Origin of the sequence: Parahoeflea olei (assembly GCF_001703635.1) — a bacterium.
Lineage (GTDB): Bacteria > Pseudomonadota > Alphaproteobacteria > Rhizobiales > Rhizobiaceae > Hoeflea > Hoeflea olei.
The window spans coordinates 339,173-352,051 of the sequence record NZ_LQZT01000012.1 but is presented as its reverse complement, the minus strand read 5'-3'; the positions used below and the strand labels follow the sequence as shown (position 1 = coordinate 352,051).

Below are 12,879 nucleotides of genomic sequence, written 5' to 3'. Positions count from 1 at the left end.
TTTCAAGCCTCCTGTCGGATCAGGCGGGCGCTGCGCGGCAGCGCGGCCACCGCGCCGGGCGCGGCAAGCACCAGGTCGATGCCGCGCGGAAAGGCCTGCCGGTTGGCGGCCCATTGTGCGCCAAAATGCTGCGGCATCGGCGCCGGCGCGATCTTGACGCGACTTTCGATGCCCGGGCCTTCGAAGCTGAGCGGCGCGCCGGCGGCGAGCGTGTCGACCTGCAGGATCACGGTCGTCGACCGGTCCGGATAGTCCTGGGTGCCGAGCGCAAACCCGTTGAGCGCGGAGAGGTTCTGGGGGGCAGCCACCAGCGCGAAGGCGGCATCGGGCTGGTGCGCGGTGATCGGGGCGCCGGTGTGAAAGATGATCCAGTCGCGCACGGCGTCCGCCTTGGCAAGCAGCGGATCGAGCCAGACGGGCGTGTCGGCATCGGCGAGCGTGGCAATCAGCGCCGCGGCCGACGCCGTAAGCGGCGCGGGCGGGACCGCCACATCCGGCAGCGGCTGGATCGAGCCGGGCCGCGCCATGGCATCCATCAGCGCGCGGAACACGGTCTGCGCGGCGCCGACCGGATCGGAAAACCCGCCCTCATAGGCGGAAGCAGTCGCGGCAACCATCAGTCCTCTCCCCTGACCATGGTGAAGAAATTGACCCGCGTCGCCGCGGTTTCGGCGCGCAGGCGCTGATCCGCTTCGTCCGCGATTTTTTCGAGCGGGGCGATGATCCTGCTTTCGATCAGATCCGCCTGCGCCGGATCCTGCGCGAGCGCGTCGATGACCGCCGCCAGTTGCGCCTTGCGGGCGTCGCGGCCCGCGACCATCGCATGGCCGATCTCGCCCGAGCCGATCCGCACGGTCACGCGCGTGGCCGACATCTCGCCCACCTGGAACGGCTGCCCGCCACCGCCGATGCGGCCGCGCACCGCCACCAGCCCGCTTTCGGGACCGCGCAGCACCTCGACCGCGGGATCGAGTCCGGTGTCCTTCCAGCAAGCGAGCAGATCCTTGGTCCTGGCCTTGGCCAGCACCGACAGCCGCCGCTGCCGCGCGCTCACGGCCTCTAGGGCCGCGCCGGTCGCCGACGTCCCGCTTAGCCGGGCTTCCGCATCCGTCATCGAAACCTCCTATTTGTCTATTAGTCTAGACAACCATATCAATTACGATACACTTAGCGCGACCACATGACGAGCCTGTGACAGCACAAAAAGGAAAATCGGTTTGGAGACGCTCGAACGACGCACCGGGGTGGCGCTGTGGCGCCAGGTGGCCGACCAGATCCGCCAGGCGGTGCTGCCCGGCCTTGGCGCCGGCGCGAAGCTGCCGCCGGAGACAGCGCTTGCGGAAACATTCGGCGTCAATCGCCACACCGTGCGTGCGGCAATCGCCGCGCTCGAAAAGGAGGGCATCCTGCGCGCCGAACAGGGCCGCGGCACCTTCGTCAATGACCGCAAGCGCCTGCGCTACCCGATCGGGCGGCGCACCCGGTTCTCCTCCGGGCTCGAAAATCAGGCGCAGACCCGTTCCGGAAAGCTCGTTTCGAGCCGAACCGTGCCTGCCCCGCCGCCTGTGGCAAGCGCCCTCGCCCTGCCCGACGCGGCGTCGGTGGTCGAACTCGCAACCGTGTCCTCGGCCGATAGCGTGGCGATCTCGTCGGCCACCTCCTGGTTCGACGCCGCCCGCTTCGGCACGATCGCCGAGGTCTACGCTGAGACCGGCTCGATCACGGCGGCACTCGCGAGGCTCGGCGTCGCCGACTACACCCGCAAATCAACCGCCGTCGAGGCCCGCCATGCCTCGAGCGAGGACCTGAGCCTGCTCGCGCTCTCGCCCGGCGCCATTGTGCTGCTGACCCGCGCCATCGACATCGACGCCGATGGCCGGCCGGTGCTTTACGGCGAATCCCGCTTCGCCGCGGACCGGGTGGAATTGATGATCGACACCGCGCCGTAAGCCCCCGCCCGAGCGCCCGCTTTCGGGACCGTCGGGGAGACCGTCACAAAACTGAAAACGGAATCGTGTCTAAGCCTGTCGCAGGGACGATTGCTCAAGGTTCAGGCGGGACCCCGTGACCAGACATTTCAGAACGCTATTCCTCTCCGACATCCATCTCGGCACGCCCGATTGCCAGGCCGACATCCTGATCGACTTCCTGCGCGAGCACGAGGCGGATACGATCTACCTGGTCGGCGACATCGTCGATTGCTGGCGCATGAAGCGCAAGGGCTTCTACTGGCCGCAATCGCACAACGACGTGGTGCAGAAGCTGTTGCGCAAGGCGCGCAAGGGCACCCGCATCGTCTATGTGCCGGGCAATCACGACGAGATCCTGCGCACCTATCCAGGCATCCATTTCGGCGGCATCGAAGTGCGCGAACGCGACGTGTTCGAGACCGCCGACGGCCGGCGGCTCCTGGTCATTCACGGCGACGAATTCGACATGGTGGTGATGAACCACCGCTGGCTCGCCCATCTCGGCGACATCGCCTATGGGCTCGCGATGTGGGCCAACAAGTGGCACAACCGCTCGCGTCGGCTCTTAGGCCTGCGCTACTGGTCGTTCTCGCGCTGGGCCAAGCTCAAGGTCAAGAGCGCTGTCAACTTCATCTCCGATTTCGAGGCGGTGCTCGCCGAAGAAGCGCGCAAGCACGGTGCCGACGGCGTCATCTGCGGCCACATCCACCACGCCGCCAACGAGATGCGCGGTGGCGTGCGCTACATCAACACCGGCGACTGGGTGGAAAGCTGCACCGCCGTGGTGGAACACGCCGATGGCCGGCTGGAAATCATCGACTGGTCGCGCCGCATTTCCGAAAAGGCGGGCCAGCTCGCCCGCCCCCGCGCGGTCAAGCAGCTGACCGCCGGCCGCGACCAGGCCGCCTGATGCCTACCCCCTTCCCCTTCCCGAGGAGCCTTGCCCCATGACCATGACCGACACTGCAGGCATCGGCGCCCGCATCGACGGCGCCGTGGTGCGCACCCCGGCCCTGTCCGCGACGGGCCTTCTCGAGCGCGTCTTCTCCGCCGCCTTCCGCGGCCTGGTCTATCCGCAGATCTGGGAAGATCCGCTGATCGACATGGAGGCGCTGGCGCTCAAGCCGACCGACACCATGGTCACCATCGCCTCGGGCTCGTGCAACGTGCTGTCCTACCTGACGGCCGAGCCGAAAGAGATCATCGCGGTCGATCTGTCGCCCGCCCATGTCGCGCTCGGCCGGCTCAAGCTCGCCGCGGCCGCCAACCTGCCCGACCATACTTCGTTTTCAAACCTGTTCCGCCACGCCGACCTCAAATCCAACGTCAAACTCTACGAACGCCACATCCGCCCGCATCTCGATGACACAACGCGCGCCTACTGGGACGGGCGCGAGATCAATGGTCGCCGCCGGATCGGCCGTTTCACCCGCGGCTTCTACCGGACCGGCCTGCTTGGTCGCTTCATCGCCGCAGCCCACGGGATCGCACGGCTCCATGGCGTCGATGTGCGCGAGTTGCTGCGCATGGACACCGTGGACAAGCAGCGCGCCTTCTTCGATGCGCGCATTGCCCCGATCTTCGACAGCAGGAGCTTCCGGGCGCTGATCTCGATGCGCGCCTCGCTGTTCGGCCTCGGCATTCCGCCCGCGCAATACGAGGCGCTTGCCGGCGACGACGCCGAAGGCATGATCGGCGCGCTCAGGACCCGCACCGAACGGCTCGCCTGCGGCTTTCCGCTCAAGGACAATTATTTCGCCTGGCAGGCCTTCGGCCGCGGCTATCAGCCCGGCGCGGAGGCGAGCCTGCCGCCCTATCTCGAGGCCCGCCATTTCGAGACCCTGCGCCGCAATGCCGGACGCGTCAGCATCGTCAACGACAGCATCACCACGCTGCTCGCAAACCGCGCCGCGGGCTCCGTGGATGCCTTCGTGCTGCTCGACGCCCAGGACTGGATGACCGACCGGCAGCTTGCGGACCTGTGGGCCGAAATCACCCGCACCGCTGCCCCCGGCGCGCGCGTGATCTACCGCACCGCGGCCGCCGCCTCGCCGCTCAAGGGCCGCGTGCCCGACGGCATTCTCGACAAATGGGACTACCGCGCAGACCAAAGCCTCAAGCTCGGCGCCCGCGACCGCTCGGCGATCTATGGCGGCTTTCACCTGCACGTCAAACGCGACGCCGCCGCATGAGCGCGATCTCCGCCCATGCCCGCACCATGGACGGGATCTACCGTCACCAGCGCCATATCTACGACCTCACGCGCCGCTACTATTTGCTCGGCCGCAACGACCTGATCGAGAGCCTGAAGCCGCCCGCGGGCGGAACCGTGCTCGAGATCGGCTGCGGCACCGCGCGCAACCTGGTGCTGACCGCCGCCACCTATCCCGATGCCCGGCTCCATGGCATCGATATTTCCTCGGAAATGCTCAAATCCGCGGCCTCCGTGATCGCCCGCGCCGGCCTCTCCGGCCGGGTGCGGCTCGCCCAGGGCGACGCAACCGGCTTTGACGCGCGCCAGCTGTTCGGGACCGCGCGCTTCGACCGGGTGTTCCTGTCCTACAGCCTGTCGATGATCCCCGGCTGGGAAGCCGCCCTCGAACAGGCGCTCGCTGCCGTGGCCCCGGGCGGCGAGCTGCATGTGGTCGATTTCGGGGAGCAATCCGCCCTGCCCGCCTGGTTCGGCCGCGGCCTGAAGGCCTGGCTTGCGAAATTCCAGGTCACGCCACGGGCGGATCTCGGCGACGTCATGGCCTCGCTGGCAGCCCGCCACCACGGCGAACTCGGCTTTTCCACGCTCTACCGCGACTATGCCCGGATCGGCGTGATCCGCCTGCCGTAAGTCTCACCCGCCCCGCCGTCAGCCGGCGCCGCCGACATTGGTCTGCGCCACCGACACGGTTTTCAGGATCGCAAAACAATCGGCGCCGGGTGCAAGCTCAAGTGCGAGCGCCGAACGCCGGGTGATCCGCGCGAGAATGAGGTCGTCGCCGGCCTTGAGCTGGACGATCGCGCCGGGCCCCTCGCCGAGCCGCACCGCAGTCACCTTCGCGGGCAGGATGTTGAGCGCGGACAGGCCTTCGGGCCGCGTGCGCGACAGGATCACGTCCTGCGCGGGAATGCGGATCGCAAGCCGAGCCCCGATCTCGGCCTCGACCCGGGGGATGAGCAACCGCCCGGCGGAGGTTTCAAGCCGGGTCAAGCCGTCCTCCTCCTGCGCCGCGACGATCGCGTGCAGCGAGGCGCCCGCCGTTCGGACCCCGAGCGTCGGCACGCTTTCGGGATCGGACAACACCTCCGCGGCGGGGCCGGCCCGGACCACATGCCCCGCCTCGATCAACACCAGCGTGGTCGCGAGCCGCGCGACCTCCACCATCGAGTGGCTGACATAGAGGATCGGAATATCCGTCTCGTCGCGCAGGCGTTCGAGATAGGGCAGGATCTCCGCCTTGCGCTCCTCGTCGAGGGCCGCCAGCGGCTCGTCCATCAGGAGCAGTTTCGGCCGCGCGAGCAGCGCCCGCCCGATCGCCACCCGCTGCTTTTCGCCGCCCGAGAGCGCGCCGGGCCGGCGGTCGAGCAAGGCGCCGATGCCGAGCATCTCGATCACATGATCGCCCGCGCTGCCCGCCTCGCGCGGCGCGAACCAGCGGCCATAAGCGAGATTTTGCCGGACGCTGAGATGCGGAAACAGCCGCCCCTCCTGGAACACATAGCCCAGGCGACGGCGGTGCACCGGGGTGAAAGCATTGGTGTCCGAATTGAACAGCACCCGACCGTCGAGCGTCACATGGCCCGATTGCGGCCGGAGCAGCCCGGCAACCGCGTTGATGACCGTGGTCTTGCCCGAGCCGGAACGGCCGAACAGCGCGGTCACCCCGGTGGGTGCTTCGAACCCGACATCGATCGAAAATGCACCGAAACTGTGCCTGATGCTGACGGAAAGGCTCATGAGCCGGCAATCCTGCGCGCCACGCTGCGGCCCAGCCATTCCGACAGGAACAGCGCGGTGAGCGCGATCGCAATGGCGATCAGCACCAGCTGCATCGCCTTGGCGTCGCCGCCCGGCACCTGCAGGAAGCTGTAGATCGCGGATGGCAATGTCTGGGTCTGGCCCGGAATGTTGGAGACGAAGGTGATGGTGGCGCCGAACTCGCCCATCGCCTTGGCGAATGCCAGGATCGCGCCGGCGATCACGCCCGGCAGGATCAGCGGCAGCGTCACCGTCGCAAACACCCAGGGCCGCGAGGCCCCGAGCGTCGAAGCAGCCTGTTCGAGCTTCGGATCGACCGCCTCGATGGCAAGCCGGATCGCCCGCACCATCAGCGGGAACGCCATCACGCCCGCCGCGAGGGCCGCCCCGGTCCAGCGAAAGGCGAGCACGATGCCCAGGTGCTCGTCAAGCGCCGCGCCGACCGGCCCCTTCCGCCCGAACGTGATGAGCAGAAGGTAGCCTGTGGCCACGGGCGGCAGGATCAACGGCAGGTGCACCAGCCCGTTGAGCGCCTGCTTGCCCCAGAACTCGCAACGGGCCAGCACATAGGCCACCAGTATGCCCAGCGGCAGGCTTGCGAGCGTCGCCCAGAACGACACCCTGAGCGAAAGCGCAACCGCGCGCCACTCGTCATGGCTCAGGGCCGTGGCGAGCCAATCCGGCAAAGCATCGAGCATCCGCTTATTTCTTCAAGACCGTAAATCCCTGGGCTTCAAAGGCCGACCGAGCCTTAGCACCGGACAGATACTCGAGGAAAGCCTCTGCCTCGGGCTTTGCGGATTCCGCGGTCACGGCAGCGGGATAGATGATGGCGGGATGGGAGTCCGCCGGGAAGGTCGCGACCACGCGCACGTCGGGCTCGGCCGCGGCATCGGTGGCATAAACGATGCCCATCGGCGCCTCGCCGGTCGCCACCAGTTGCAGCGCCGCGCGCACATTGTCGGCCTGCGCCACCTTCGGCTCGACCGCGTCCCACACGCCGAGGCTGGTGAGCGCCGCCTTGCCATAGACGCCCGCCGGCACCGAATCGACCAGCGCCATGGCGAGCCGGTTGTCGCCGAGCAGGCCGGCAAGATCGAAGCCCGGTGCGATTTCGACATCGGCCGCATCCGCGCCGTGGCCGATCAGCACCAGCGTGTTGCCGAGCAGGTCGACCCGCGTTTCGGACTTGATCAGCTTTGCTTCCTCGAGCGTGTCCATCCAGTTGACGGCAGCCGAAATGAACAGATCGGCCGGCGCGCCCTCCTGGATCTGCCGGGCCAGCGCCGAGCTGCCCGCATAGGAAATGACGGCGGTGTTGCCGGTTTCCGCCTGCCAGTCGGCCGCCACTTCGTCGAGTGCGGTCTTCATGCTGGCCGCGGCAAAGACGGTGACTTCCTCGGCCTGTGCTGCCGGCAGCGCCAGCGTGGAGGCAAGGACAAGGGCGGCGGCGACTGTGGCACGACGTGTGAGGGCAAACATGGGATCAGGACTCCAGTTTCGTTATGTTTGAGCGAACATATCACCGAAACATCGCGCACTGGCAACCGTTATTTCTCGTCGGGAATATCGCGTAGCATCGCCTTGAGAGCGTCGATCTGCGGTGCGCCGCCGTCGAACACCAGCGCTTCGAGGCTGCGGAAGCGGGCGAGCACGGCCTCTCCGGCCGGCGTGAGTCGGGCCCCGCCGCCCTTTGCCCCGCCCCGGTTGCTTTCGACCAACGGCTCCATGAAGGCGGCGTTCATCTCCTCGACCAGCATCCAGGCCCGCTTGTAGCTCATCTTCATGCGCCGGCCGGCAGCCGAGATCGAGCCGTGCTCGGCGATGCCGTCGAGCAGGTCCGCCTTGCCGGGGCCGAGCACCAGCCCGTTGTCGAATGTCAGCCGCAGCCGCAGCCTGGGGTTTTCCACAAGATCCTCCCGCACATGGCCGGTGCACCTTCGCCGCACCGGGCGGACAGGATAGGCGAGACCGGAGCCAAGCCCAAGCCTCAATGCCACGCGCTCGTGCAGGCCATGCCGGACGGGACCGGGCGTCCGGCCCAAACCGCAACCGGCCCACGCCAACGAATTGAAGCCTGCGAAAGCGGACAAGGCCGCCAGGCAGGTCGTTCTCCGTACATCCGGGAGTAACGGTGTCCTGCCTGGCGGCCCTGGTCCCCGCGCCCTTTGCGGGCGGCTTTACGATCCCCTCTGGCGGATCTGAAACTTACGAAGCAGGAACCGTGCCAAACTGCGCATGGGCGAAAACGGCCTCGATCCGGGACGTCGCCGGCCTCTGCGCTTGAGTTGTGGGCAGCAAGGGGCCGAAAACGCGGCACAAGCCCATTTCCTGGGCAATGCCCTGCACCGCCACTTTGTCAGGCAGAGGGTTCACACCGACACTGCCGCACGCAGCCGGTCCTTGGAGAGGCTCTCGCGGTCGCCCGCCATCTTCACCTCGCCGCGCTCGATCACGCAGAACCGGTCGGCGAGCCCATAGGCAAATTCGAAATACTGCTCGACCAGCACGATCGCCATCTTGCCCTCGTCCCGCAACAGCGCGATCACCCGGCCGATCTGCTGGATGATGTTGGGCTGGATGCCCTCGGTGGGCTCGTCAAGCAGCAGGAGTTTGGGCCGGGTGATCAGCGCCCGGGCGATCGACAATTGCTGCTGCTGCCCGCCCGACAGGTCGCCGCCGCGACGGTTGCGCATGTCTTTCAACACCGGAAACAGCTCGTAGATATGGTCCGGGATCCGCCGTTCCGAACGCGGCAGGCAGGCAAATCCGCTTTCCAGGTTTTCGGTGACCGTCAGCAGCGGGAATATGTCGCGCCCCTGCGGCACGTGACCGACGCCGCGCGCGGCCAGCTGATGCGCGGGGATCCGCCCGATCTCCTCGCCGTCAAGGTGATAGCTGCCGCCCGAGCGGTGATGCACGCCCGAGATCGCCTTGAGCAGGCTGGTCTTGCCGACGCCGTTGGTGCCCATCACGCAGGTGACGTGGCCGACCTCGGCTTCGAGCGAAATCCCCTTGAGGATCTGCGACTGGCCGTAATGCAAGGTGAGATTGTCGATCCTGAGCATGGCCTAACGTCCCAGATAGACGTCGATGACGTCGGAATTGGCGGTGACATGGTCGAGGGTGCCTTCGGCCAGCACCGAGCCCTCGTGCAGCACGGTGACCTTGCAGTCGAGCCGGCGCACGAACTCCATGTCATGCTCGACCACCACCACCGCGCGGGTTTCCGCCGCGCGGCGCAACAGGTCCGTCGTATGCTCGCGCTCGCCAAGCGTCATGCCGGCCGCCGGCTCGTCGACCAGCAGCAGTTTCGGATCCTGCGCGAGCAGCATGCCGATTTCGAGCCATTGCTTCTGGCCGTGGGAGAGTTCGCCCGCCTTCCGCCCGAGTTCGCCCGACAGGCCGATCTCGGTGGCGAGCGCCCTGACCCGCTCGTCGTCACGCGGCGTTTCGCGGTAGCCGAGCACGGCGAAGGGCAGCCGGTCATTGCTCAAGGCCATCAGCAGGTTGTCGCGCACGCTTTGCGCCTCGAACACGGTGGGGCGCTGGAACTTGCGGCCGATGCCCGCGCGCGCGATCTGGCTTTCGGACAGCCGGAGCAGGTCGAGCTGCGGCTCGCCGAAGCGCACCCTGCCCTCGTCCGGCCGGGTCTTGCCGGTGACGATGTCCATGAAGGTGGTCTTGCCCGCGCCGTTCGGCCCGATGATCGCCCGCAGCTCCTGTCCGCCGATCTCGAAGGAGAGATTGTTGATCGCCTTGAACCCGTCGAACGACACCGAGATCGAGGTGACTTCCAGCAGCGAACTCATGGCGCGTCCTTTCGGATGAAGCGGTCGAACAGCCCGCCAATGCCCTGCGGCATGTAGAGCGTCACCAGCACGAAGCCGAGCCCCAGGAGCACCTGCCACCAGTCGACCCAGTTGATGGTGTAGAAGCCGAGGGGCACGCTCGGCGCCTGCCCGCCGGTGAACCAGGACGACAGCAGCGACACGGTCGCAGCCCCGATCACCGCGCCGTAAAGCCGCCCGCGCCCGCCGATCGCCACCCAGACCGCGAGATAGATCGAGGCGATGGGGGCGATCTCGGCCGGATTGATGATGCCGGCCTGCGGATAGTAGAGCGCGCCGGCGATCGCCGCGATCACCGCGGTTAGCGTGAAGACGACAAGCTTGTAGGCTTCCACCGGATAGCCCATAAAGCGGATGCGCGCCTCGTCGTCGCGGATCGCGCGGATCACGTTGCCGAACTTGCCCGAGACCACGAAGGCCGCAAGCAGGTAGCCGAGGCTGAGGGCGAGCGCCGAGGCCAGGAAGAACCACACCGACAGAACCGATTGCGGCATGTCGGTCAGGCCCGGGATGTTCTGCAAGCCGGAGAGGCCGTTGTTGCCGCGAAGGCCGCTGTCGTTCTGGAACAGGTAGAGCGAGAGCGCGAGCGTCATCGCCTGGGTCAGGATCGAGAGATAGACGCCGGTCACGCGGGACCGGAAGGCAAGCCAGCCAAACACCAGCGCAAGCAGTCCCGGCACCAGCACCACCAGGGCCAGCTGCGCAAACAGGCTGTCGGCGAAATACCAGACCACCGGGATGTCCGAGCCGCCGACCACGCCGAAGATCTGCGTGCCGATGCCCTCGCGGATTTCCTCCGCCGTCGGCGGCAGCGCCGCGCCCTCGAGCGAGGCGATGACGATGTCCTTGGTGCGCTCATACATCAGCCACATGCCGATCATGTAGCCGCCGAGGCCGAAAAACGCGAAATGGCCGAGCGAGAGGATCCCGCAATAGCCCCAGACCAGGTCCATGGCGATGGCGACCAGGCACAGGCACAGCGTCTTGCCGAGGATCTTGACGAAGCTGGTCGACACCAGCCCCAGGCCGAAGCCCTCGGACAGGATCACGATCGCAATCGTGAACAGCGCCAGAAGCGAGATGAAAATGAGCACCGAGGGCTGCCGGGCGAAGAACGAACGCTGCATGGTCAATCCCCCGCCGCGCGGCCCTTGAGCGCGATGATGCCCTTGGGTCTGAACTGGATGAAGATGATGATGAAGATGATCATGTAGGTCTGCGCCGCGAGCGTGTTGGAGGGATTGAAGAACTCGATCACCTTCTGCAGCGATCCGATCATGCCCGCCCCCGCAAGCGTGCCCCAGATATTGCCGACGCCGCCCACCACCACGGTCATGAAGCTTTGGACGATGTAGCCGGAGCCGAGTTCCGAGGTGACCTTGGCGAACAGGCCGATGGCGACGCCGGCGATGCCGGCGATGCCCGAGCCGAGCCCGAAGGTGAGCATGTTGATGCGGTCTGGATTGATCCCCATCGAGGCCGCCATGCGCGGGTTCTGCGTGACCGCCCTGACTTCGAGCCCCAGCCGTGTCTTGTTGAGGATGAACAGCAGCAGCGCCAGGAACACGAGCGCCAGCACGAAGATGGCGATGCGGATATAGCTGATCGAGGCCACGTCGTTGATCGCCCAGGCGCCGTCGAGCCAGGAGGGCGAGGTCAGGGGCCGCGCCTGGGTGCCGAAGATGTTCTTGGCGATCTGCTGCAACGCGATCGAGATGCCGAAAGTGGCAAGCAGGGTTTCGAGCGGTCGGTGCGCGAGATGCCGGATCACCAGCCGTTCGAGCGCGACGCCCGCCAGGAACGCGACGGCGCCACCAAGGTTGAGATCGTGTAGTCGGGAATGACCTGCTGCACCACATAGCCGGTATAGGCGCCGATCATGATGAACTCGCCATGGGCCATGTTGATCACGCCCATCACGCCAAAGGTGATGGCCAGGCCGATGGCCGCGAGAAAATAGATCGAGGCGAGCGACAGCGCGTCGAGCGCGAGATCGAGAAAGCGGTAGAAGCCAACGGTGCCGCTGATGGCGTCGAGCGTCTCGCGCGCGGCATCGGTGAGCGCCGCATCCGGTTCGGCATAGACGTCGGCGAAGACATGATTTGCCACCGCCTGCGCGCGTTCATCGGCTGTGACGAGCGGCGGAACCGCGCCTTCGGCGGCCAGCGCCAGATAGGCCCGGTCGCGCGCCGCCTGGGTGACGAGGTCAGAAACAGGAATGCCGCCGACCTTGCCGTCCACGATATTGGCGGCGAGCGCCTGCTTGCGCTGATCGAGCGGTACCACCGGCCGCGCCTCGCCCGCTTCGACCAGCAACTGATAGGCAGCTTCCGGATCGATGTCGCGGCCGGGCTTGAGGATCCGGGCGACATTGGTGCCCGCCGGCACGCCCGTCGCGTCAAACACCTTGAGGCTTGTGACCAGCAGCGGATTGAGCGCGGCGCGCGCATCCACACCGGGGTCGCCCGCAAAACTTTCGATCGCGGCCACGCGCGTGGCCTGGTCGAACCCGAACTTGATGGTCAGCAGCCGCTGCAGCCGCTCCTTGCGGGCCTTAATCGCCGGCACGGTTTCGGAATCGATTGCGGCCCTAAGGATGCTGAGATGAGATTCGTTTGCGTCGCGCTCGAGCGCGGTCAGCGCCTGCAGCCGCCGCTCCGGGTCGGGATCGGAGAGCTGGAACTGCACCAGCGCCGCCGCGATCACGCCGCGCACGCCGCTGTTGGGCTTGAGATTGTCGAGCTCGGCCTTGTCGGCGAGCCCCGCTTCTTCGCCGGTGGCGACATCAATCAAAGTGAGCTTGCCGCCCTCGGCCTTCCTCACGAAGAAGAAGCGGCCGTCGGACTTGCGCTGCCAGACCTCCTTCTCCCGCCATTTCTCCATAAACACGTCGACGCCGGGCTGCTGGCTCTCGACCAGCGCTTCGAGCACCGGCCCGATCGTGGTGCGCGAGGGCTTTTCGATGCTGGCGCGATGGGTTTCGAGAAGCGCGTTGAGGTCCCCTTCCTGCGCATGAAGAGGCGCAAGCGACATCAGCGCGGCGAAGACGATCAGGAGAATGCGGAGCATGGATGACCCGAGAAGTTGG

The 12,879-nt window shown here is 66.8% G+C and carries 15 protein-coding genes; 4 read left to right on the top strand and 11 right to left on the bottom strand.

The window, feature by feature from the left end; genetic code table 11:
- Window positions 1–2: 2 nt before the first annotated feature.
- Both phnH and phnG read right to left on the bottom strand, forming a co-directional pair.
- Complete coding sequence (gene phnH / locus AWJ14_RS10205; protein ID WP_066178091.1) at window positions 3–617, bottom strand: phosphonate C-P lyase system protein PhnH; 615 nt, start codon at window positions 615–617, stop codon at window positions 3–5.
- Complete coding sequence (gene phnG / locus AWJ14_RS10200; RefSeq protein ID WP_083220168.1) at window positions 617–1,114, bottom strand: phosphonate C-P lyase system protein PhnG; 498 nt, start codon at window positions 1,112–1,114, stop codon at window positions 617–619. Before phnG ends, phnH begins: the two co-directional genes overlap by 1 nt.
- A gap of 103 nt (window positions 1,115–1,217) precedes the next feature.
- Between phnG and phnF the strand changes: the two genes are divergently transcribed.
- The 4 genes from phnF (at window position 1,218) to AWJ14_RS10180 (ending at window position 4,812) form a co-directional block, all read left to right on the top strand.
- Window positions 1,218–1,949 (top strand): phosphonate metabolism transcriptional regulator PhnF, encoded by a 732-nt coding sequence (gene phnF / locus AWJ14_RS10195; protein WP_245304202.1) that lies wholly within the window; start codon window positions 1,218–1,220, stop codon window positions 1,947–1,949.
- Between the two features lie 115 nt (window positions 1,950–2,064).
- Window positions 2,065–2,880 carry a UDP-2,3-diacylglucosamine diphosphatase gene (locus tag AWJ14_RS10190; protein ID WP_066178087.1) on the top strand — a complete coding sequence of 272 codons (816 nt, stop codon included), beginning with the start codon at window positions 2,065–2,067 and terminating at the stop codon, window positions 2,878–2,880.
- A 43-nt stretch (window positions 2,881–2,923) separates the two neighbouring features.
- Window positions 2,924–4,162 carry a BtaA family protein gene (locus tag AWJ14_RS10185; RefSeq protein WP_066178638.1) on the top strand — a complete coding sequence of 413 codons (1,239 nt, stop codon included), beginning with the start codon at window positions 2,924–2,926 and terminating at the stop codon, window positions 4,160–4,162.
- Window positions 4,159–4,812: a class I SAM-dependent methyltransferase gene (locus AWJ14_RS10180; RefSeq protein ID WP_066178085.1), complete on the top strand. Its 654-nt coding sequence runs from the start codon at window positions 4,159–4,161 to the stop codon at window positions 4,810–4,812. Before AWJ14_RS10185 ends, AWJ14_RS10180 begins: the two co-directional genes overlap by 4 nt.
- A gap of 18 nt (window positions 4,813–4,830) precedes the next feature.
- On the opposite strand, the gene modC is transcribed toward AWJ14_RS10180, so the two are convergent.
- The 9 genes from modC to AWJ14_RS22995 form a co-directional block, all read right to left on the bottom strand.
- On the bottom strand, window positions 4,831–5,919 hold the full coding sequence (gene modC, locus AWJ14_RS10175; protein ID WP_066178083.1) for a molybdenum ABC transporter ATP-binding protein: 1,089 nt from the start codon (window positions 5,917–5,919) through the stop codon (window positions 4,831–4,833).
- Window positions 5,916–6,638, bottom strand: a complete 723-nt coding sequence (gene modB, locus AWJ14_RS10170) for a molybdate ABC transporter permease subunit (RefSeq protein ID WP_066178081.1) — start codon at window positions 6,636–6,638, stop codon at window positions 5,916–5,918. The genes modC and modB overlap by 4 nt, the downstream gene beginning before the upstream one ends.
- A 4-nt stretch (window positions 6,639–6,642) precedes the next feature.
- A complete protein-coding gene (gene modA, locus AWJ14_RS10165) occupies window positions 6,643–7,422 on the bottom strand; it encodes a molybdate ABC transporter substrate-binding protein (RefSeq protein ID WP_066178079.1) in 780 nt (259 codons plus the stop codon).
- A gap of 68 nt (window positions 7,423–7,490) precedes the next feature.
- Window positions 7,491–7,850: a winged helix-turn-helix domain-containing protein gene (locus tag AWJ14_RS10160; protein ID WP_245304201.1), complete on the bottom strand. Its 360-nt coding sequence runs from the start codon at window positions 7,848–7,850 to the stop codon at window positions 7,491–7,493.
- A gap of 462 nt (window positions 7,851–8,312) precedes the next feature.
- The gene (urtE, locus tag AWJ14_RS10155; RefSeq protein ID WP_066178076.1) at window positions 8,313–9,008 is read right to left on the bottom strand and encodes an urea ABC transporter ATP-binding subunit UrtE; all 696 of its coding nucleotides are present in this window, start codon (window positions 9,006–9,008) and stop codon (window positions 8,313–8,315) included.
- A gap of 3 nt (window positions 9,009–9,011) precedes the next feature.
- Window positions 9,012–9,752 (bottom strand): urea ABC transporter ATP-binding protein UrtD, encoded by a 741-nt coding sequence (gene urtD / locus AWJ14_RS10150; RefSeq protein ID WP_066178074.1) that lies wholly within the window; start codon window positions 9,750–9,752, stop codon window positions 9,012–9,014.
- Window positions 9,749–10,918, bottom strand: a complete 1,170-nt coding sequence (urtC, locus tag AWJ14_RS10145; RefSeq protein ID WP_066178073.1) for an urea ABC transporter permease subunit UrtC — start codon at window positions 10,916–10,918, stop codon at window positions 9,749–9,751. The genes urtD and urtC overlap by 4 nt, the downstream gene beginning before the upstream one ends.
- A 2-nt stretch (window positions 10,919–10,920) precedes the next feature.
- Window positions 10,921–11,562, bottom strand: a complete 642-nt coding sequence (gene urtB, locus AWJ14_RS23000; RefSeq protein WP_280949313.1) for an urea ABC transporter permease subunit UrtB — start codon at window positions 11,560–11,562, stop codon at window positions 10,921–10,923.
- On the bottom strand, window positions 11,559–12,860 hold the full coding sequence (locus AWJ14_RS22995) for an ABC transporter permease subunit (protein ID WP_210183523.1): 1,302 nt from the start codon (window positions 12,858–12,860) through the stop codon (window positions 11,559–11,561). The genes urtB and AWJ14_RS22995 overlap by 4 nt, the downstream gene beginning before the upstream one ends.
- Window positions 12,861–12,879: the final 19 nt, after the last annotated feature.

Bases quoted from the DNA above. Each gene is read 5' to 3' on its own strand.
- AWJ14_RS10180 (WP_066178085.1), top strand. From the start codon at position 4,159: ATGAGCGCGATCTCCGCCCATGCCCGCACCATGGACGGGATCTACCGT.
- AWJ14_RS10185 (WP_066178638.1), top strand. From the start codon at position 2,924: ATGACCGACACTGCAGGCATCGGCGCCCGCATCGACGGCGCCGTGGTG.
- AWJ14_RS22995 (WP_210183523.1), bottom strand. From the start codon at position 12,860: ATGCTCCGCATTCTCCTGATCGTCTTCGCCGCGCTGATGTCGCTTGCG.
- urtE (WP_066178076.1), bottom strand. From the start codon at position 9,008: ATGCTCAGGATCGACAATCTCACCTTGCATTACGGCCAGTCGCAGATC.
- phnH (WP_066178091.1), bottom strand. From the start codon at position 617: ATGGTTGCCGCGACTGCTTCCGCCTATGAGGGCGGGTTTTCCGATCCG.
- modA (WP_066178079.1), bottom strand. From the start codon at position 7,422: ATGTTTGCCCTCACACGTCGTGCCACAGTCGCCGCCGCCCTTGTCCTT.
- phnG (WP_083220168.1), bottom strand. From the start codon at position 1,114: ATGACGGATGCGGAAGCCCGGCTAAGCGGGACGTCGGCGACCGGCGCG.
- modB (WP_066178081.1), bottom strand. From the start codon at position 6,638: ATGCTCGATGCTTTGCCGGATTGGCTCGCCACGGCCCTGAGCCATGAC.
- urtC (WP_066178073.1), bottom strand. From the start codon at position 10,918: ATGCAGCGTTCGTTCTTCGCCCGGCAGCCCTCGGTGCTCATTTTCATC.
- urtD (WP_066178074.1), bottom strand. From the start codon at position 9,752: ATGAGTTCGCTGCTGGAAGTCACCTCGATCTCGGTGTCGTTCGACGGG.
- modC (WP_066178083.1), bottom strand. From the start codon at position 5,919: ATGAGCCTTTCCGTCAGCATCAGGCACAGTTTCGGTGCATTTTCGATC.